General features: G+C 70.0%; 16 protein-coding genes. 3 read left to right on the top strand and 13 right to left on the bottom strand.

Going from position 1 to position 17397, the window contains the following annotated elements; translation table 11 throughout:
- Positions 1–44: 44 nt before the first annotated feature.
- From ABFX55_RS15070 to ABFX55_RS15030, 9 genes are all read right to left on the bottom strand, one after another.
- Entirely contained in the window at positions 45–1478 is a 1434-nt protein-coding gene (locus tag ABFX55_RS15070; RefSeq protein WP_346121437.1) for a trypsin-like peptidase domain-containing protein, read from the bottom strand.
- A 203-nt stretch (positions 1479–1681) separates the two neighbouring features.
- Entirely contained in the window at positions 1682–2335 is a 654-nt protein-coding gene (locus tag ABFX55_RS15065) for a DUF4352 domain-containing protein (RefSeq protein WP_346121435.1), read from the bottom strand.
- A gap of 96 nt (positions 2336–2431) precedes the next feature.
- The gene (locus ABFX55_RS15060; RefSeq protein WP_346121433.1) at positions 2432–3952 is read right to left on the bottom strand and encodes an AMP-binding protein; all 1521 of its coding nucleotides are present in this window, start codon (positions 3950–3952) and stop codon (positions 2432–2434) included.
- Positions 3953–3962: 10 nt separating this feature from the next.
- A complete protein-coding gene (locus ABFX55_RS15055; protein ID WP_346121431.1) occupies positions 3963–5030 on the bottom strand; it encodes a C39 family peptidase in 1068 nt (355 codons plus the stop codon).
- A 90-nt stretch (positions 5031–5120) separates the two neighbouring features.
- Positions 5121–5693 (bottom strand): hypothetical protein, encoded by a 573-nt coding sequence (locus ABFX55_RS15050; protein WP_346121429.1) that lies wholly within the window; start codon positions 5691–5693, stop codon positions 5121–5123.
- Between the two features lie 142 nt (positions 5694–5835).
- Positions 5836–6642: a MetQ/NlpA family ABC transporter substrate-binding protein gene (locus tag ABFX55_RS15045; protein WP_346121427.1), complete on the bottom strand. Its 807-nt coding sequence runs from the start codon at positions 6640–6642 to the stop codon at positions 5836–5838.
- Between the two features lie 13 nt (positions 6643–6655).
- On the bottom strand, positions 6656–7312 hold the full coding sequence (locus ABFX55_RS15040; protein WP_379479222.1) for a methionine ABC transporter permease: 657 nt from the start codon (positions 7310–7312) through the stop codon (positions 6656–6658).
- Entirely contained in the window at positions 7309–8259 is a 951-nt protein-coding gene (locus tag ABFX55_RS15035) for a methionine ABC transporter ATP-binding protein (protein WP_346121426.1), read from the bottom strand. Before ABFX55_RS15035 ends, ABFX55_RS15040 begins: the two co-directional genes overlap by 4 nt.
- 297 nt (positions 8260–8556) lie before the next feature.
- Positions 8557–9525: a GlxA family transcriptional regulator gene (locus ABFX55_RS15030; RefSeq protein ID WP_346121424.1), complete on the bottom strand. Its 969-nt coding sequence runs from the start codon at positions 9523–9525 to the stop codon at positions 8557–8559.
- Between the two features lie 84 nt (positions 9526–9609).
- Between ABFX55_RS15030 and ABFX55_RS15025 the strand changes: the two genes are divergently transcribed.
- Positions 9610–11055 (top strand): pyridoxal phosphate-dependent decarboxylase family protein, encoded by a 1446-nt coding sequence (locus tag ABFX55_RS15025; protein WP_346121422.1) that lies wholly within the window; start codon positions 9610–9612, stop codon positions 11053–11055.
- An 82-nt stretch (positions 11056–11137) separates the two neighbouring features.
- Here the strand turns inward: ABFX55_RS15025 and lon are convergent, their stop codons facing one another.
- Positions 11138–13495 (bottom strand): endopeptidase La, encoded by a 2358-nt coding sequence (gene lon, locus ABFX55_RS15020; RefSeq protein WP_346121420.1) that lies wholly within the window; start codon positions 13493–13495, stop codon positions 11138–11140.
- Between the two features lie 167 nt (positions 13496–13662).
- On the opposite strand from lon, the gene ABFX55_RS15015 reads away from it, so the two are divergent.
- Entirely contained in the window at positions 13663–13908 is a 246-nt protein-coding gene (locus ABFX55_RS15015) for a hypothetical protein (protein WP_346121419.1), read from the top strand.
- A 97-nt stretch (positions 13909–14005) separates the two neighbouring features.
- Complete coding sequence (locus tag ABFX55_RS15010) at positions 14006–14659, top strand: response regulator (RefSeq protein ID WP_346121417.1); 654 nt, start codon at positions 14006–14008, stop codon at positions 14657–14659.
- A 19-nt stretch (positions 14660–14678) separates the two neighbouring features.
- On the opposite strand, the gene ABFX55_RS15005 is transcribed toward ABFX55_RS15010, so the two are convergent.
- The 3 genes from ABFX55_RS15005 to ABFX55_RS14995 form a co-directional block, all read right to left on the bottom strand.
- Positions 14679–15278 carry a TetR/AcrR family transcriptional regulator gene (locus ABFX55_RS15005; protein WP_346121415.1) on the bottom strand — a complete coding sequence of 200 codons (600 nt, stop codon included), beginning with the start codon at positions 15276–15278 and terminating at the stop codon, positions 14679–14681.
- 4 nt (positions 15279–15282) lie between these two features.
- Positions 15283–15921: a biliverdin-producing heme oxygenase gene (locus tag ABFX55_RS15000; RefSeq protein WP_346121414.1), complete on the bottom strand. Its 639-nt coding sequence runs from the start codon at positions 15919–15921 to the stop codon at positions 15283–15285.
- Between the two features lie 242 nt (positions 15922–16163).
- Positions 16164–17060 (bottom strand): glycosyltransferase family 2 protein, encoded by an 897-nt coding sequence (locus ABFX55_RS14995; RefSeq protein ID WP_346121412.1) that lies wholly within the window; start codon positions 17058–17060, stop codon positions 16164–16166.
- Positions 17061–17397 lie beyond the last annotated feature (337 nt).

Below are 17397 nucleotides of genomic sequence, written 5' to 3'. Positions count from 1 at the left end.
AGTCCGCAGCGATCTCGACGGTACCTCCGTTAGCGAGGGGGGTTCTACTCGGTGGTCTTCTTCTCTTCGAGGGTCACGGTCGCTTCCTGGGTCTGACCGTTCCTCATGTATGTGATCTTGACCTGCTGGCCGACTTTGAAACCTCTGACCTGTCCCACTACGGTATCTCCCCCATCGACCGGCTTGTCGCCGATCCTGGTAATGAGGTCCCCCTCCTTCAGCCCCGCCTTCGCCGCGGGGCTGCCCTGCTGCACCTGCCGCACCAGCGCGCCAGGAACGTCGCCTGTCGCGTCGGTGACGCTGACGCCGAGGTAGGCGTGGCTCACCTTGCCGCTCTCGATGAGCTGCTGGGCCACCTGGTTGGCGGTGTTGATCGGGATGGCGAAGCCGACGCCGATGTTGCCGCTGCCCGTGCCGCCCGTGGCGATGGCGGTGTTGATGCCGATCACCTCGCCCGACGCGTTGACCAGCGCGCCGCCCGAGTTGCCGGGGTTGATGGCGGCGTCGGTCTGGATCGCGCCGCCGATCGTGGTGGTGGAGCCCTGCGACTGGCTGCGCTGGTTGCCCCATCCCGGCGGCAGCTGCTGCCGTCCCTCGTCCTCGCCGCCGACGGTGAGGGTCCTGTCCAGCGCGCTGATGATGCCCGCGGTGACCGAGCCGTCCAGGCCGAGCGGGCTGCCGATGGCCAGCACCGCGTCGCCGACCCGCAGCGCGTCGCTGTCGCCGAGGGCGGCCTTGGTCAGCCCCGAGACGCCCTCGGCCCTGATGACCGCCAGGTCGGTGGCGGGGTCGGTGCCCACGACCGTGGCCTTGGCGGTCTTGCCGTCGCTGAACTTCACCGTCATCGAGCCGCCGCCCTGCCCCGCGCCGACGACCACGTGGTTGTTGGTGAGGATCAGGCCGTCGGCCGACAGGACGACGCCGGAGCCCTCCCCGGTCTGTCCCTGGATCCGCACGACCGACGGCTGCACGTTCTGGGCGACGTCGGCCACGGTCAGCGGGTTCGACACCTGCTTGAACGTGGGGTTCGGCGACGCGGCCACGGCGGTGCCCCCGCCGCCGCCGAAGACGTTGGCGGTCACCGCCCCCGCGGCGCCGCCCACCAGCGCGGTGGCCGCCAGCGCGAGCCCCGCGATCGCCTTCTGGCCCGCCGTGAACCGCGACCGCTGCTTCGGTACGGCCGGCACCGCCATGATCGTCGTGTCGTCCGAGGAGGGCGCCCCGTGCGAGAACACCCTGTCCTCGGCCGCGGGCGCCCCCGGCGCGCCGCCGTCCGTCACACTCTGAGCGCTGCTCGCAGGAGCGCCCTGCGTGCCGTGCGCGGTGGCGCCCTGCGCCTGGTCGGAAGGGGCGCCCTGCGGTGTGCCCGAGGGCGCGCCCTGCGAGAACCGCCCAGCAACGGGGGGCTGGGAACCGAACTGGGTCCATCCCCCACCCACGTTGCCTTCGCCCTGCTCACGAGGCTCGTTCGTGTTCATTTCCATCCCCAAGAGGCCACTGAGGCCCGCCACCGTGGCGTGCCGTACACCCAGGGTGTCAACGCAGCTGTAAACGCCGGTTAAGCCGGTGATCCGCGGCCCCTGCACGCCCTGACGCCGCGCTTATCACCGCAGGTCGAGCGGGGGTAGCGCTCCGAATCTCTCAGAGAAAACTCATCCGGCGAGGAGCGAGCCCCAGCCGGTCAAGACAGCGACACCCGCACGCCGCCCGAGAAGAGGGAGTCGTGGAGTTCGATCGTCTCCGGCTTCAGTGTCCTGGGGACGTCGAAGAGGACGACGCCCTTCACCACGTTGCCGGGGTTGATCGTCTCGTAGAGCGACTTGGCGTCGTCCAGGTAGATGGAGGCGCCGGAATCGGCCTCGTACTGCTTGCCTCCCGCGTGGAGCTTCTGGGCCGCGGCCATGAACGTCTGCGCCTCGTCGCCGATGTTCTCGACCGTGACATGCACAAGGAGGAACACGCCCTGAGCGTCGGCGCCGATCACGTCGCTGCCGATCCGGTCGCGTCGTTCCAGCTTGGTGACCGTGAACGAGAACTTGCCGTCGCGCACGGGCGCGCCGATCCCGGCCGCCTTCGGCTCGGCGGGCCGCTTCGACCTCTCGGCCCTGCCGCCGGCCGCCTTCCCTGTTTCGACGGCGGCCGTCGTGTCGGGCTCGCCGCCGCCGGCGGCCACGGCGATGAGGGCTGCACAGCCGCCGACGACGAGGAGCAGGACGGAGGCGATGACGATGAGGATCAGCGGCGCGTTGCTCTTGCGGCGGGGCGGGCCGCCGTACTGCGGGTGCGGGTGCCCGGGCTGGGTGTGCCGGCTCGGGTCGAAGGAAGGGTGCGCCATGGGAGCCTCCGTGTCGGTGAGAACACGGGTTGTGACGTTCCTGAGGCTCCCGTTGTTGGCGTCACCGCTGTTACATGCGGGTTCGGCATGGATGGCTCAGCGCTTGTCGAGGTACTCCTCGCGCAGCAGGCGCTTGTAGAGCTTGCCCGTCGGGTGGCGGGGCAGCTCGTCGCGGAAGTCGACGCTCTTCGGGCACTTGTAGTGGGCCAGGCGCTCCCTGCAGTACTCGATCAGCTCGGCCTCCAGCGCGGGTCCCGCCTCGGCGGGGTCGGCGGGCTGGACGACGGCCTTGACCTGCTCGCCCATCTCCTCGTCAGGCACGCCGAAGACGGCCACGTCGGCCACCTTCGGGTGGACGGACAGCACGTTCTCCGCCTCCTGGGGATAGATGTTCACCCCGCCTGAGATGATCATGTAGGAGCGGCGGTCGGTCAGGTAGAGGAAGCCGTCCTCGTCGAGGTAGCCGATGTCGCCGAGCGTGGTCCAGCCCCTGCCCCGCGGGTCCTGCGCGGAGCGGGTCTTGTCCGGGTCGCCGTGGTACTCGAAGCGCGGGCCGTCGGAGAAATAGACCGTGCCGCGCTCGCCCGGCGGCAGCTCGTCGCCCTCCTCGTCCAGGATGTGCACCACACCCAGCAGTGGGCGGCCCACCGTGCCCTTGTGGGCCAGCCAGTCGGTGGGGCCCGCGTAGAGGAAGCCGTTGCCCTCGGTTCCCGCGTAGTACTCGTGGATGATCGGCCCCCACCAGTCGAGCATCTGCTCCTTGACGGGGACGGGGCAGGGCGCGGCGGCGTGGATCGCGCACCTCAGGGACGACAGGTCGTAATCGTTCCTGGAGGGCAGCTTGAGCATCTTGATGAACATGGTCGGCACCAGCTGCGAGTGCGTCACCCCGTACCGCTCGACCAGCGCGAGGTACTCGGCGGGGTCGAAGCGCTCCATCACCACCACCGTCGCCCCGAGCCGCTGGAACTGCAGGCAGTAGCGCAGCGGCGCGGCGTGGTAGAGCGGCGCGGGCGAGAGGTAGACGCTGTCGGCCGACGGCGCAAAGAGGAACTGGATGAGCTGCAGCAGCGGCCCAGGGGTGTCGAGGGGCGCCTGGGAGAGGGTCGGCTTGACACCCTTGGGCCGTCCCGTGGTCCCCGAGGAGTAGAGCATGTCCGAGCCCTGGCACTCGTCCTCGATCGGCGTCACGGGCAGGTCCCCGACCGCCTTCTCGTAGGACTCGAAGCCTTCGGCCACGCCGTCGAGCATCAGGCGGCGCTCCACGCCAGGCGCGGAGACCGTGGTGGCCACCTCGGCCAGCCTGGCCGAGGAGATGAAGATCCTGGCCTCGCAGTTCTCGACGATGTAGTTCAGCTCCTCGCTCCGCAAGCGCGAGCTGATCGCGGTGTAGTAGAGCCCGGAGCGCTGCGCGGCCCAGGCGATGACCAGGAAGAGCGGGTGGTTCTCCAGCATGAAAGCGATATGGTCGCCCGGTTTGAGCCCGGCCGCGCGGAAGAGGTGCGCGAGCCTGTTCGACTCCTCCTCCAGTTCGCGGTAGGTGACGACCTGCCCGGAGCCCGCCATGATCACAGCGGGCTTGTCGGGGGTGACTGCTGCGATGGCTCCCGGATGCATGACCAGAACACTATTCGGTTACCACGCCGGCAGGAAGGCCCCTGCCCGGCGGGTGGATCACGTAGGCGGTGCCCGAGCTGGAGCGCACCCATGCCCGCTCGAAGGCGTCGCGGGGCAGGACCACCCGCACCCCGCGCGCGGCGGGGTCGTTGGCGATCACGTCGCCCTCGGCGGTGAAGCCGGTCACCACGACCAGGTGACCATCGCTGTCGCGCCCCAGCTCCTCTGCGGTGAACGAGAGCGAGGCCACGAAGGGGACGCCCGACGCGATCAGCGGCTCGGCCGCGGCCAGTGAGGGGAACCTGGTCACGAAGGCTTCGAGCCCGAACGCGCCCGCGTAGGCGGTGTTGAACGCCCAGTTGCCGCTGCCGCCGTACGCCCTGTCGGAGGTGTGCCTGGCGGCGTGGTCGACGGCGGGATCGGGGTCGTTCTTGCGCACCCAGGCCGTCTCCGCGGGGCGCGGGCCCCTGCCCCAGTAGCCGACCACCATGGCCGTGGAGGTGGGGCTGCACCAGGCGCGCCCTCCGTGGTCCGCGTGCGCGAGCTGCGACTTGCGCGGCACCCCGAGTTCGCGTCCCCACGCCGCCCCCGCGCTCCCCTTGGCTGGGACGCCGCGCGCCGAGGCCACCGCGCCAAGGCTGCGCAGAACCGGCCGTACGGCGGAGCCCGGCCTGCGAAGAAGGGTGGCCCTCAGCTGATAGGAGGTGACCGGCCTGCTGAGCCTGAGCACGTCGGCCACGACCGTGCCCGTCGCGTCGGCCTGGCCCTTGACCGTGGTGCGCCTGATGCCGCTCTCGCCGTAGGCCCATCTGCCCATGACGTACCAGCCCGAGCCCGGCATCCTGACCTCGACCCGCAGCCAGCTCCCCGCGGGGGTGTCGGCGGTCCAGGAGGGCACCAGCTCGTCCGCCGCGAAGCCGATCTCCCGCTCGGGCCCCGTCCACCGTGAGATCTCCCACGCGCCCGACCGGACGAAGGGGCTGAAGGCGCCGATCGCCTCCCTGCGATAGGCGGCCTGCGCCTCTCCCGGCACACCTTGCCCATAAATCGCCAGCAATATAGCGATCACAAGTTGCATATCCTGACAGCTGCCCGCCGGGGACCTCCCTGCAATCCCAACAAAAGGCCGTGATCTCACAAGGAGATCACGGCCCTTTATGGCGAGTTGTCAGGCGTGATACACGGCCTTCCAACCGGAGTGGAAGCCCTTCGGGCCGTTGTAGCTGCCCCGGCTCACATCGACGTAGATGTGCTTGGCGTTCTTGCCGGAGAAGGAGTAGTCGGCGTCGCCCTTACCGCAGTTCTTGAAGCTCTTGAGGTAGGCGGAGCCGTCGTGGTTGATGACCTTGAAGGTCTCCCAGGCGCAGACGTACTTCTTCTTGCCCCACCACTTGTGGTTGGTGAGGGTGCTGTCGACGGTGAAGAAGAAGTCGTGCTTCCACGTCCAGACCTTCTTCTTGTAGGGCTTCTTCTTCCAGACGCAGTGCTTGTTGCCGTGCTTGTCCTTCCAGCACACCTGGACCTTCTTGTAGAAGGTCTCCCAGTGCCAGGTCTTGTAGGACTTCTTGGCCACGTCGACCTGACCGGAGGCCTGCGCCTTGTGGTCGCTGGAGTGGTACGCGCCCCAGGACGTGCCGGTGGTCGCCGCGCCGGTGGTCGCCGCGCTGGCGGCCACCGGGGCGCCGACAGCCACAGCTGTGGCGATGGCGGCGCCGGTCAGGATTCGTGAAACGAATCGCATTCGGGTTCTCCTCGGGAAGAGAGTTTCTGTCACGCTCTTCCTACGCCTGGGCGATTGCCGAATGCTTACAATCCACTTGAAACGCCTGGCCGGGCCCTAAATATCAGATAAGTGGATATTCCCGATCTTTCACAGGAAAAATTCAGGCTGGGATGACGGCACCCTTGTAGGTGTCCTCAATGTACTTCTTGACCTCCGGGGACTTGAGCAGCTTGGCCAGCTTCTGCACCAGCGGGTCGTTCTGCTTGCCGTCCTGGACGACCAGGCCGTTGGCGTACGGGTTGCCCTCGGCCTTCTCGACCACGAGCGCGTCGGTGGCCGGGTTGAGCTTGGCCTCCAGCGCGTAGTTGCCGTTGATGACGGCGGCGTCCACGTCCTCGAGCGAGCGGGGCAGCTGGGCGGCGTCGAGCGGCTTGAAGGCGATGTTCTTCGGGTTGGCGGTGACGTCGCGCTCGGTGGCGGCGGTGCCGACGCCCTCCTTGAGGGTGATCACGCCGTTGTCGGCCAGCAGCTTCAGCGCGCGGCCGAGGTTGGTGGCGTCGTTGGGCACGGCCACGCTGGCGCCGGAGGCGATCGAGGCGACGTCCTTCACCTTGCTGGAGTAGAGGCCCAGCGGCTCCAGGTGCGCGCTCTCCACCCAGGTGAGCTTGGCGCCCTTCTCCTTGTTGAAGTCACCGAGGTAGGGCTGGTGCTGGAAGTAGTTGGCGTCCAGCTGGCCCTCCTGGAGCTGCGGGTTGAGCGGCACGTAGTCGCTGAACTCGACGATCTCCAGCTTCAGTCCCTCCTTGGCGGCCAGGTTGTCCGAGATGTACTTCAGGATCTCGCCGTGGGGCGTGGGGGTGGCGCCCACCTTGAGCGTGTCGTCGGCCGTACCGGCCGAGGACGATCCGCAGGCTGCCAGAACAAGCGCTAGGAAGGCTGCGGTGACAACACCAAACAACTTACGCATAGTGATTCTCCAGTTATCGCTTGGCCAGACGGTCGGCGAAGGCGTCGCCGAGGGTCTGTGCCAGTTGGACGAGGATGATGATGACCACGCAGGTCGCGATCATGAGCGGCGTCTCGAACCGCTGGTAGCCGTAGCGGATGGCCAGGTCGCCCAGGCCGCCCGCGCCGATCACCCCTGCCATGGCGGAGTACGAGACCAGCGTGATGACGGTGACGGTAACCCCCGCGACCAGCGCCGCCCTGGCCTCGGGCAGCAGCACCTTGGTCACGATGGACAGCCGGCTGACGCCCATGGCGTGCGCGGCCTGGACCACGTCGAGGCTGACCCCGCGCAGCGCGATCTCCACCAGCCTGGCGAAGAACGGCACCGCGCCGATGGTCAGCGGCACGATGGCGGCGTAGAGCCCGATCGTGGTGCCCACGAGCAGGCGGGTGAAGGGGATCACCGCGATCATCAGGATGATGAACGGCAGCGACCTGCCGATGTTGACGATGAGGCTGAGCAGCTGGTTGGCCACCCGCGAGGGGAACAGGCCGTCACGCGAGGTGCCGACCAGCGCGACGCCGAGCGGCAGCCCGAACAGGACGGTGAACAGCGTGGACCAGACGACCATCAGGACCGTCTCCCACGTCGCCTGCCCCAGCAGCGGGACCATCTCCTGCCAGGTCATGCGGCCACCTCCACGATCAGGCCGCGCTCGCGCAGGTAGGTGAGGGCTGCCGTGGACTCGGCGCCGTCCAGCGAGACCCGCAGGCGGCCGACCGAGCCGCCGGCCACCTCCTCCAGCGCGCCGCCGAGGATGTTGACGTCCACGTCGAACTTCCGCACGAGCTGGGAGATGACCGGCTCTTCCGCCGCGCCGGTGAAGGTGATCGTGACGTCGCCCCTGGCCGGAGCCGGCAGGGGGAACAGCTCGGCCGCCAGGCGCGAGCCAGGCGTCGTCAGGAGCTGCCTGATCGGGCCCGACTCCTCGATGTGCCCTCCGGTCATGATGGCCACCGAGTCGCACACGCTCTTGACGACGTTCATCTCGTGCGTGATCAGCAGGATGGTCAGGCCGAGCTCGGTGTTGAGCCGCTTGAGCAGGGCGAGGATCGAGGCGGTCGTACCGGGGTCGAGCGCCGAGGTGGCCTCGTCGGCGAGCAGCACCGAGGGGTTGCCCGCCAGCGCCCTGGCGATGCCGACCCGCTGCTTCTGGCCGCCTGACAGCTGCCCGGGGTGGGCGTCGGCCTTGTCGGCGATGCCGACCAGGTCGAGCAGCTCGGCCACCCTGGCCGCGCGCTCGCTCCTGGCCACGCCCATGACTTCGAGGGGGAAGGCCACGTTGCCCGCGACCGTGCGCGACGACAGCAGGGCGAAGTGCTGGTGGATCATACCGATCCGCTGCCTGGCGGCGCGCAGCTCGCGCTCGCCGAGCGCGGTCATCTCCTGGCCCGCCACCGTCACGGTGCCCTGGTCGGGGCGTTCCAGAAGGTTGACGCAGCGCAGCAGCGTGCTCTTGCCGGCGCCGCTCTGGCCGAGCACGCCGAAGATCTCACCCTGACGCACGTCCAGGTCGACACCGTCCAGCGCGACGGTGCTCCCGTACGACTTGCGCAGGCCAGAAGCCTGAATCACGAATTTCCCCACAACGGAGTCGGTAATGGACAGTCAACGCGGGGGAAGCGTCAGCGGGTGCCTGGGTGAAACGGCAGGTGACTCAGGCGGCGCAGCACGAAGCTGGGTCGGATCATCGGAATGCCTTTGAACGAGAGGGTGGGAAGGGTGCGCTACCGGCGGGCCTGACAGCCCGTACACATGCGCATTCGCATCTCGTTCACACCGAGGCCAACGACGTCGTCCGAGGGGGTATTCCCTGGCCACGATGTGAAGTGGCTCACTCGAGGCCGCCCCCTGAAGGCCGAGCCTCACCCGTCATTCCATGTCGCCGACACTCCGGAAGGCGCGGCGGTAGGCGGAGGGCGTGGTGCCGAGGACCTTCGTGAAGTGCTGGCGCAGGCCGTTGCCCGTGCTGAAGCCCGAACGCTCGGCCACGGCGTCGACGGGCAGCCGCGTGGTCTCCAGGAGCTCGCGCGCCCTGTCCAGGCGCTGCCGTGTGAGCCACCCGATGGGGGTCAGGCCCGTCTCCTGGCGGAAGCGGCGGGTGAAGGTCCTGGTGCTCATCCTGGCCTGCTCGGCCAGCTGCGGGATGGTGACGGGCTCGTGCAGCCGCTCGAGCGCCCACCCCAGCACAGGGCCGAGCCCCCTGTCCTGGGCCGGGCCCGGCAGGTCGGGCGACACGTACTGCGCCTGGTCGCCCTCCCGCTGCGGCGCGACGACCATCCTGCGGCCGACCTCCGCCGCCACGGCCGCGCCGAAGTCACGGCGGACGATGTGCAGGCACAGGTCGATGCCCGCCGCGGTGCCCGCGCTGGTGAGGACGTCGCCTTCGTCGACGAACAGGGCACGCGGATTGACGTCGACCCTCGGGTAGCGCCGCTGCAGCTCGTCGGCGTGCATCCAGTGCGTGGCGGCTTCACGGCCGTCGAGCAGGCCGGCGGCGGCCAGGACGAAGGCGCCCGAGCACACGGCGGCGATCCGCGCGCCCCTCTCGTGCGCCTCGACCAGCGCGCTCAGCAGCGCCTCGGGCGGGCGGTAGGAGGCGTCCGCGCAGGCGGGCACCACGACGAGGTCGGCCGAGCGCATCGCCTCCAGCCCGTGGGGCGCGCGCAGCGACAGCCCGTTGAGCGACTTCGGCTCGTGGTCGGTGCTCTGGCAGAGCGCGAGGTCGTACCAGTCGGGGGTCAGGTCGCGGCGGTCCCTGCCGAAGACCTCACAGGGGACGGCGAGCTCGAACAGCGGACACTCGTCCAGCACAGGGACGACCACGCGGATCCTGGCCATGCCGCCAATCTAATGGCTCAAATCTTGTGGAACACGACATTTTCGCCACTAGTAGCCGGGAGGCACCCCGGCGACAGTGGTGTCATGAACCATGCGGGACCGCTCGACGTGGGCGAGGAAGAAGGGGCCAGGCTGCTGACGGCCGCGGTGGACCTGGTCGTACGGCACGCGAAGGAGGTGGCCGAGGGCCCGGTGGCGCCGCCGGAGCCCGGCACCGCGTGGCTGCGCGAATGGCTGGCGGGCCAGGACTTCGAGGTGGCGAGACCATCCGCCGAAGCGCTGCCCGAGGTGATGGAGGCGCTGCGCCGCTGGGGGGTGCACACGACGCACCCCCGCTACTTCGGCCTGTTCAACCCCACCCCCACCTGGTGGGGCGTGGCGGGCGAGCTGGTCGCCGCCGGGGTCAATCCCCAGCTGGCCGCCTACAGCCACGCGCCCGCCGCCGTCGAGATGGAGCGGCACGTGCTGCGCTTCATGGCCGAAAGGCTCGGCCTGCCCGCCACCACGGAGGGCGCCTTCACGGTGGGCGGCGCCGAGGCCAATCTGACGGCGGTCGTCGTCGCCATGACCCGCGGGTTCGCCACCTATCCGAGGTCGGGACTCTCCGGCCTGCCCGGACGACCCGTGCTGTACGCCTCCGCCGAGAGCCACCTGGCCTGGCTCAAGATCGCGCACATGACGGGGCTGGGCCGCGACGCCGTACGGCTGGTGCCCGCCGACGCGGCGCACCGCATGGACACGGCCAGGCTGCGCGAGATGCGCGCGGCCGACGTGGCGGCCGGCCTGCGACCCTTCCTCCTGGTCGGTACGGCGGGCACGACGGCAGGAGGCGCGCTCGACCCGCTGCGCGAGCTGGCCGCCCTGGCGCGGGAGTGGAACCTGCACTTCCACGTCGACGCCGCGTGGGCGGGAGCGGTCGCGCTGTCCGACACGCTGCGCCCGCTGCTGGCAGGGGTGGAGCTGGCCGACAGCGTCACGGTGGACGCGCACAAATGGCTGTCGGCGCCGATGGGCGCGGGCATGTTCCTCACCTCGCATCCGGCGGCTCTCTCGGAGAGCTTCCACGCGACGACCTCGTACATGCCCGCCGAGACCGAGGACGCTCCCGACCCCTACGCCACCAGCGTGCAGTGGTCACGCCGCTTCGCCGGCCTGAAGGTCTTCCTGGCCCTCGCCGTCGCGGGCAGGCATGCCTACGCCGCGCAGCTCGAGAGGGACGTGCGGCTCGGAGAGATGCTCGCGCGCCGTCTCGCCGAGGACGGCTGGTCGCGCATCAACGACACCCCTCTGCCCGTCGTCTGCGTGACGGCTCCCGAGGCCGAGACGGGAGGCCATGAGCGCAGCGCCGCCTGGCACGCCGCCGTCGCCGATCACGTGGTCAGGAGCGGCGCCGCGTGGCTCAGCACGGTCAGGCTCGCGGGGCGTCCCGCCATCCGCCTGTGCGTGACCAGCCATCGAACGGGCCCCGCCGACCTCGAGGCCGTGGTCAGCGTGCTCGCCGAGGCCCGCAAGAGGACGCGGATCGCCTGATCGAGGCCGCCGCGCGTGAAGAAGCCGCCCCGCCGTACGGTGACGGCGGGGCGGCTTCGGGGTGACGGTCAGACGGCCGCGGTCACGCGGCGGCCGGCTGCGCCACCTTCGCGGGGGCGAGCGCGATGTCGAGGACCTCGCGCACGTCGCTCACCGCGTGGATGGTCAGCTCGTCGCGGACCTCCTTGGGCAGGTCGTCCAGGTCGGGCTCGTTGCGGGCGGGGATGAGCACGGTGGTGATGCCCGCCCTGTGCGCCGCCAGCAGCTTCTGCTTGACGCCGCCGATGGGCAGCACCCTGCCGGTGAGGGAGATCTCGCCGGTCATCGCCACGTCGTTGCGGACCAGCCGTCCTGACAGCAGCGAGGCCAGGGCCGTGGTGAGCGTGACACCCGCCGAGGGCCCGTCCTTGGGGACGGCGCCCGCGGGGAAGTGCACGTGCACCGAGCGGTCCTTCAGCGCGGTGACGGGCAGCTCCAGCTCCGCGCCGTGCGAGCGCAGGTAGGACAGCGCGATCCGCGCCGACTCCTTCATCACGTCGCCCAGCTGGCCGGTGAGGGTCAGCCCCGTCTCGCCCGTCTCGGGGTCGGCCAGCGACGCCTCGACGTAGAGGACGTCTCCGCCCGCCCCCGTCACCGCGAGGCCGGTGGCCACGCCGGGCACCGAGGTGCGCTGCTTGGACTCGGGAAGCGACGCCTCGGGAACGAAGCGCGGCCTGCCCAGGTAGTCGACCAGGTTGTCCTCGCCGACGACGGACGGCAGCGCGTCCTTGGCCGTGACCTTGCGCAGGATCCTGGCGATCGAGCGCTCGAGGGAGCGCACGCCCGCCTCGCGGGTGTACTCGGCGGCCAGCTTGCGCAGCGCCGCCTCCTCCACCGTGACCTCCTCGGCGGTCAGGCCCGCCAGCTCCAGCTGCTTGGGCAGCAGGTGGTCGCGGGCGATGGCCACCTTCTCGTCCTCGGTGTAGCCGTCGAGGGTGACGACCTCCATGCGGTCGAGCAGCGGCCCAGGGATGGCCTCCAGGACGTTGGCCGTCGCGAGGAAGAGCACGTCCGACAGGTCGAGCTCGACCTCCAGGTAGTGGTCGCGGAAGGTGTGGTTCTGCGCGGGGTCGAGGACCTCGAGCAGGGCGGCCGTCGGGTCGCCCCGGTAGTCGGCGCCGACCTTGTCGATCTCGTCGAGCAGCACGACCGGGTTCATCGAGCCCGCCTCGCGGATCGCCCTGACGATGCGTCCGGACTGCGCGCCGACGTAGGTGCGCCGGTGTCCGCGGATCTCCGCCTCGTCGCGCACGCCGCCGAGGGCGACGCGGACGAACTTCCTGCCCATGGCGCGGGCCACGGACTCGCCCAGCGACGTCTTGCCGACTCCTGGAGGGCCCGCCAGAGCGAGGACGGCGCCGCTGCGGCGGCCGCCCACCACGCCGAGGCCCTTGTCCTGGCGGCGCTTGCGCACGGCCAGGTACTCGATGACGCGGTCCTTCACGTCGTCGAGGCCGGTGTGGTCGGCGTCGAGCACCTCACGGGCACCCGCGATGTCGTAGTTGTCGTCGCTCGTCTCGTTCCACGGGATGTCGAGGACGGTGTCGAGCCACGTGCGGATCCAGCCGGTCTCGGGCGACTGGTCGGAGGTCCGCTCCAGCTTGTCGACCTCCTTGAGCGCGGCCTCACGCACCTTCTCGGGGAGGTCGGCCGCCTCCACGCGGGCGCGGTAGTCCTCCTCCTCGGTCTCGGTGTCGCCGTTGAGCTCCTTGAGCTCCTTGCGGACCGCGGCCAGCTGCTGGCGCAGCAGGAACTCCCGCTGCTGCTTCTCCATGCCCTCCTGGACGTCCTTGCGGATCGTCTCGGCCACGTCCAGCTCGGCCAGGTGCTCACGCGACCACTCGACCAGCTTGGCCAGCCTGTCGGCGGGGTCGGGGGCCTCCAGCAGCTCCACCTTCTGCGCGGTGCTCAGCCAAGGTGTGTAGCCGGAGCTGTCGGCCAGCACGGAGGGGTCGTCGATCTGGTTGACCTGGTCGACCACCTGCCACGCGCCACGCTTCTGCAAGATGGTCGTGGCCAGGGCCTTGTACTCCTTGGCCAGCTCCTGCGCCCGCTCACCCACCTGAACGGGGTCGACCGTGAGCACCTCCACCCACAGGGCCGCGCCCGGGCCGGTCGTGCCCTTGCCGACCCTGGCCCTGTTGACGCCACGGACGACGGCGGCGGGCTCACCCCCGGGGAGCCTTCCGACCTGCTCCACCACGGCCTGGACGCCGACGGCGCCGTAACGGCCGTCGATCCTGGGAACGAGGAGCACCCGCGGCTTGTTGAGACCAGAAGCCTGAGCCGCGTCGATCGCAGCCCGGACCTCGGAGTCGGACAGGTCCAGAGGGACCACCATGCCCGGCAGGACCACCTCGTCGTCGAGTGGCAGGACCGGGAGGATCAAGCTCTCACTCATCTGAACTCCAAAGGGTTGAGTTATACCGACTCAATTAACGAGAGCCCTCCAATGTTCCCGAAGTTGCTGATGTTCGCTCACAGCGATCGTAATGATGTAAGTGATACCTCCGAGGGATCACTCTCAGGGTTGATGCGGGCCTGGTCAGAGCCTCGTAGGCTGTTGCGGTGATCTCGGCCGTCGTCCAGCCCTTCAGGCTCGCGCTCTTCAGGGGCGAGGCCGACCCCGCGCCCGCGCGTTCGCGCAGGTTGCGCCCTCCGATGCCCAGGCCGCTGCGCGGGCTGCTGCCCTTCGGCCACCTCGATCTGGTGCGGGTGGCGGATCTCCTGCTGGCCTGGACGCTGTTCGGCACCGTCTTCAGCGACCTGACCAACCTGACCGAAGCCGCACCGCAGCCGATGTGGCTGGCATGAGGGAGCGGGCCTCGCTGCTGGGCGGGTCGCTGGAGACGGGTCCCGTGGAAGGGGGCGGGTTCGAGGTGAAGGCCATGCTGCCGCTGGAGGGAGTGTCATGATCAGGGTGCTGATCGCCGACGACCAGGGCATGGTGCGCACCGGGTTCACCGTCTTCCTGAGCAGCCAGCCCGACATCGAGGTGGTCGGCGAGGCCGCCAACGGCGCCGAGGCGCTGGAAAGGGTCGCCGAGCTGGCGCCCGACGTGGTGCTGATGGACGTCAGGATGCCGGTGATGGACGGGCTGGAGGCCACCAGGCGGCTGATGGCCTCCGCCCGGACGAAGGTGCTCATCCTCACCACGTTCGACCTGGACGACTACGTCTACGAGGCGTTGCGCGCGGGCGCCAGCGGGTTCCTGCTGAAGGACGCCTCTGCCGCGCAGCTGGCCGAGGCGGTGCGGGTGGTGGCGGCGGGCGACGCGCTGATCGCGCCCGCTGTCACCAAGCGGCTGATCCACGAGTTCGCCAGGCTGGGCGGGCCGAGGGCGCCCTCGGTGAAGCGGCTGGCCGAGCTGACCGAGCGGGAGACCGAGGTGATGACGCTGATCGCCCAGGGGCTGTCGAACCAGGAGATCGCCTCCAAGCTCGTGGTGGCGGAGCAGACGGTGAAGACGCACGTGGGCAGGGTGCTGACCAAGCTCGACCTGCGCGACAGGGCCCAGGCGATCGTCTACGCCTATGAGACGGGGCTGGTGCGCCCTGGCGAGTGAGCGAGGCCGCGCGACCCGATCAGGAGGCGCTGCCGAGCGCGCGAAGCACGAAGCCCGACACGATCTCCTCGGCCGCCTCCACGCTCACCCGCCCGCTGATCAGCGGCTCCCGCTCGGCTCCGATGACGGCCATGATCATGCGTGCCGTGGCCGCGACGTCCTGCAGGTGGAAGTCCGCCGAGGCGGCGCCGCTGTCGAGGATCTCGACCAGGATGCGCTGCATCGGCGCCACGTGGTCGGCCAGCTGCTGGTAGGCGTCGGGGCCGAGGGAGGCGCTGAGCCCCGCGGCGCCGGGATGCGGATGCGCCACGAGCCCGGCCAGCTGCAGCCTGACGAAGGCGCGCAGCCGCTCCGAAGGCGAGGCGGACGGCGGCAGCTGCGCGGTGTAGGCCTCGATGAAGTAGTGCGTGACGCGCTCGGTGAAGGCGAGCAGCAGCGCCGCCTTGTCGGGGTAGTAGTTGTAGAGCACGGTGCGGGTGATGCCGGCCTCGTGCGCCACGTCCGTCATCGAGATCGCGTCGATGCCCTGCACGCGCGACAGCCGCGAGACCGCCTGCAGGATGCGGTCCTGCGTCTGGGCGCGGTGCTCGCCGATCGTGGCGGCGCTGATCCTGGGCATGGGCCTATGCCGCCGACCTGACCGTGTGCAGCAGTTCGGCCAGCACCTCGGTGTTGAGCTGGTAGGCCAGCCGCACCTCGCGGATGATCCGCTGCCCCTCCGCCTCGTCGAGCGCGAGGGCGTCGAGGCGGGCGCGATACTCGTTCTTGAAGCGCGGCAGCGAGCCGATCTCGTCGAAGACGTAGAAGTCGACGCCGCCGCCCTTGCCGTAGCCGTAGATCTTCTGCAGCTCCATCCTGATGAACTGGCCGCCCGACAGGTCTCCCATGTAGCGGGTGTAGTGGTGGGCGATGTAGCCGCCCGGCCAGTCGGAGACCTGCTCGATGCGGGCCACCAGGGTCCTGGTCGCCTTGGACGGCGCGATGCGCGACTCCCACGCGGGGCCGTAGATCGTCGCCAGGTCCCGCTCCAGCGCCCGCTGCCGGTACAGCGAGGGGAAGACGAAGCGCCCTGCGACGGGGTGCTCGGCCAGCCGCTCGGCCGCGCCGTCGAGCGCGAGGTAGGCGAAGTAGTGCTGGGCGACCATCTCGCCGTACTCCTCGGCGCTGAGCCGTCCCGCCATCAGCTCGGTGAGATAGCTTTCGCCCTCGGCCGACTCGTGGTCGCTCCAGGTGGCCGCGCGAAGGGTCTCGGAGAAGGTCATGACACAGTGTCACCAAAATCGGTGGCTCACGTCAAGTCGATGACGACACCATGTCATAAACCCCAGGATCAGGGCGACCACGGGCAGCCAGGCGAGGCGCTTCGCGGGCGCAGGTCGCCGCGCGACCCAGCGCGCGTCGCCCCGGGGCGTGAACCTCCCGGCTAACTCGCGGGTACTACGCCGTCGCGGGGCTCCGCCGACACCGTCGGAGCCGCCGGACAGCGTGCGATCATCGGGCCCGGTCAGCCGCCATGGACGCGGATCGAGTGGGGACACGTCCTGGCGAGCACGCCCGTGATGTGGCGACCGTCCGTGGTCCGCTCTCGCGGTTGCCGAGCTGCAGGAGTGGACGGCATCGGCCGACGGACCGCGGCGAACAGGCGCGCCAGCGTAGCCGACCTGCCGCCGTCGGCCGCCTGCGGTGCGATGGCGGCGACGCCTTCCTCCAGCCACGCCTCCCACGCCCCACGCTCGCCGCTGTCGAGACGGCCGTGCGCCTCGGCCAGGTCGAGGATGGCCGTGCCGATCTCGCGGGCCATCGTCCCGCCCGTGGGACGGAACCGGCTGCCGATGACACCCAGATGACGAACCTGCACCCGCGCACCGGCCAGCGCGAGCGTGATGTTGAGGAAGGACTCCACTCCGAAGTCCGCAGGAAGCGGCTCGGTGAGCAGCGACCGGCGCACCGCCCGGTAGCCGGTCAGCGCGTTCGCCCCCATGAACCCCGTCTCCGGGAAGAACCTCTCGGTCAGCGGCTCGTAGACGGTGAACGTGGAGCTGAGGATCGTGCCGGGGTGGTCGTATTCGTAGTCGCCCACCACGTGCCCTGCGGTGCCGGAGGCGGCTGCCGCGCGGAGTTCGGCGGCGACGTTGAGCTCCGAGGAGACCAGGTCGGCGTCGAGGAAGCACACCCACTCGGTGCGAGCCACATCGATCGCGGCGTTCATCGCGGCGCCCTTGCCCTTCGGCCCGCTCAGGACCTCCGCCCCCGCCGCGGCGGCACGCCGCGCGGTGGCGTCGGTCGAGGCGCTGTCGACGACCAGGATCCTGTCGCCCGGCCCGGCGGCGGCGCGCGCCTGCCCGACGATGGCGGCGACGGTGGCCTCTTCGTTGTGCGCGGGGATGACGAAGGTGAACAATGCCGTGTCTCCCGGGGGTGCGGTCAGCCACCACCCTAACGATCACCCGCCGCCCGGCGCGTTCCGCCCGAACGTGACCTCTGTCACCATATGGGGCCTTCGTTGATCACCGCGGTGGTCGCACGACGGCGCCCTGAAGGGTGGCGGCCTGGCCACCCGGGCGCGCCTGGAGCGGCGGGAGATCCCGATGGATCTCCCGTGCACTCGACACCTACCTGGCTGACCGCGCTCGCCGGGCCCGAGTCGAGCAGCGGGACCTGCGCAAGCCCTTGCCCGCATCGAGTACGCCGCGCACCTGGACGGGCGGCTGCGTCGATGCGAGGCCGCCGGGTTGAAT

This window comes from Nonomuraea roseola (assembly GCF_039535395.1).
In the GTDB taxonomy this organism is placed as follows: domain Bacteria; phylum Actinomycetota; class Actinomycetes; order Streptosporangiales; family Streptosporangiaceae; genus Nonomuraea; species Nonomuraea roseola.
This window is presented reverse-complemented; position numbering and strand designations above follow the sequence as displayed.

Excerpts from the sequence above, each read along its gene's own strand:
- ABFX55_RS15055 (WP_346121431.1), bottom strand. The coding sequence starts at position 5,030 with ATGCAACTTGTGATCGCTATATTGCTGGCGATTTATGGGCAAGGTGTG.
- ABFX55_RS15000 (WP_346121414.1), bottom strand. The coding sequence starts at position 15,921 with ATGACCTTCTCCGAGACCCTTCGCGCGGCCACCTGGAGCGACCACGAG.
- ABFX55_RS15030 (WP_346121424.1), bottom strand. The coding sequence starts at position 9,525 with ATGGCCAGGATCCGCGTGGTCGTCCCTGTGCTGGACGAGTGTCCGCTG.
- lon (WP_346121420.1), bottom strand. The coding sequence starts at position 13,495 with ATGAGTGAGAGCTTGATCCTCCCGGTCCTGCCACTCGACGACGAGGTG.
- ABFX55_RS15025 (WP_346121422.1), top strand. The coding sequence starts at position 9,610 with ATGAACCATGCGGGACCGCTCGACGTGGGCGAGGAAGAAGGGGCCAGG.
- ABFX55_RS15065 (WP_346121435.1), bottom strand. The coding sequence starts at position 2,335 with ATGGCGCACCCTTCCTTCGACCCGAGCCGGCACACCCAGCCCGGGCAC.
- ABFX55_RS15050 (WP_346121429.1), bottom strand. The coding sequence starts at position 5,693 with ATGCGATTCGTTTCACGAATCCTGACCGGCGCCGCCATCGCCACAGCT.
- ABFX55_RS15005 (WP_346121415.1), bottom strand. The coding sequence starts at position 15,278 with ATGCCCAGGATCAGCGCCGCCACGATCGGCGAGCACCGCGCCCAGACG.
- ABFX55_RS15070 (WP_346121437.1), bottom strand. The coding sequence starts at position 1,478 with ATGAACACGAACGAGCCTCGTGAGCAGGGCGAAGGCAACGTGGGTGGG.
- ABFX55_RS15010 (WP_346121417.1), top strand. The coding sequence starts at position 14,006 with ATGATCAGGGTGCTGATCGCCGACGACCAGGGCATGGTGCGCACCGGG.
- ABFX55_RS15045 (WP_346121427.1), bottom strand. The coding sequence starts at position 6,642 with ATGCGTAAGTTGTTTGGTGTTGTCACCGCAGCCTTCCTAGCGCTTGTT.
- ABFX55_RS15040 (WP_379479222.1), bottom strand. The coding sequence starts at position 7,312 with ATGACCTGGCAGGAGATGGTCCCGCTGCTGGGGCAGGCGACGTGGGAG.
- ABFX55_RS15060 (WP_346121433.1), bottom strand. The coding sequence starts at position 3,952 with ATGCATCCGGGAGCCATCGCAGCAGTCACCCCCGACAAGCCCGCTGTG.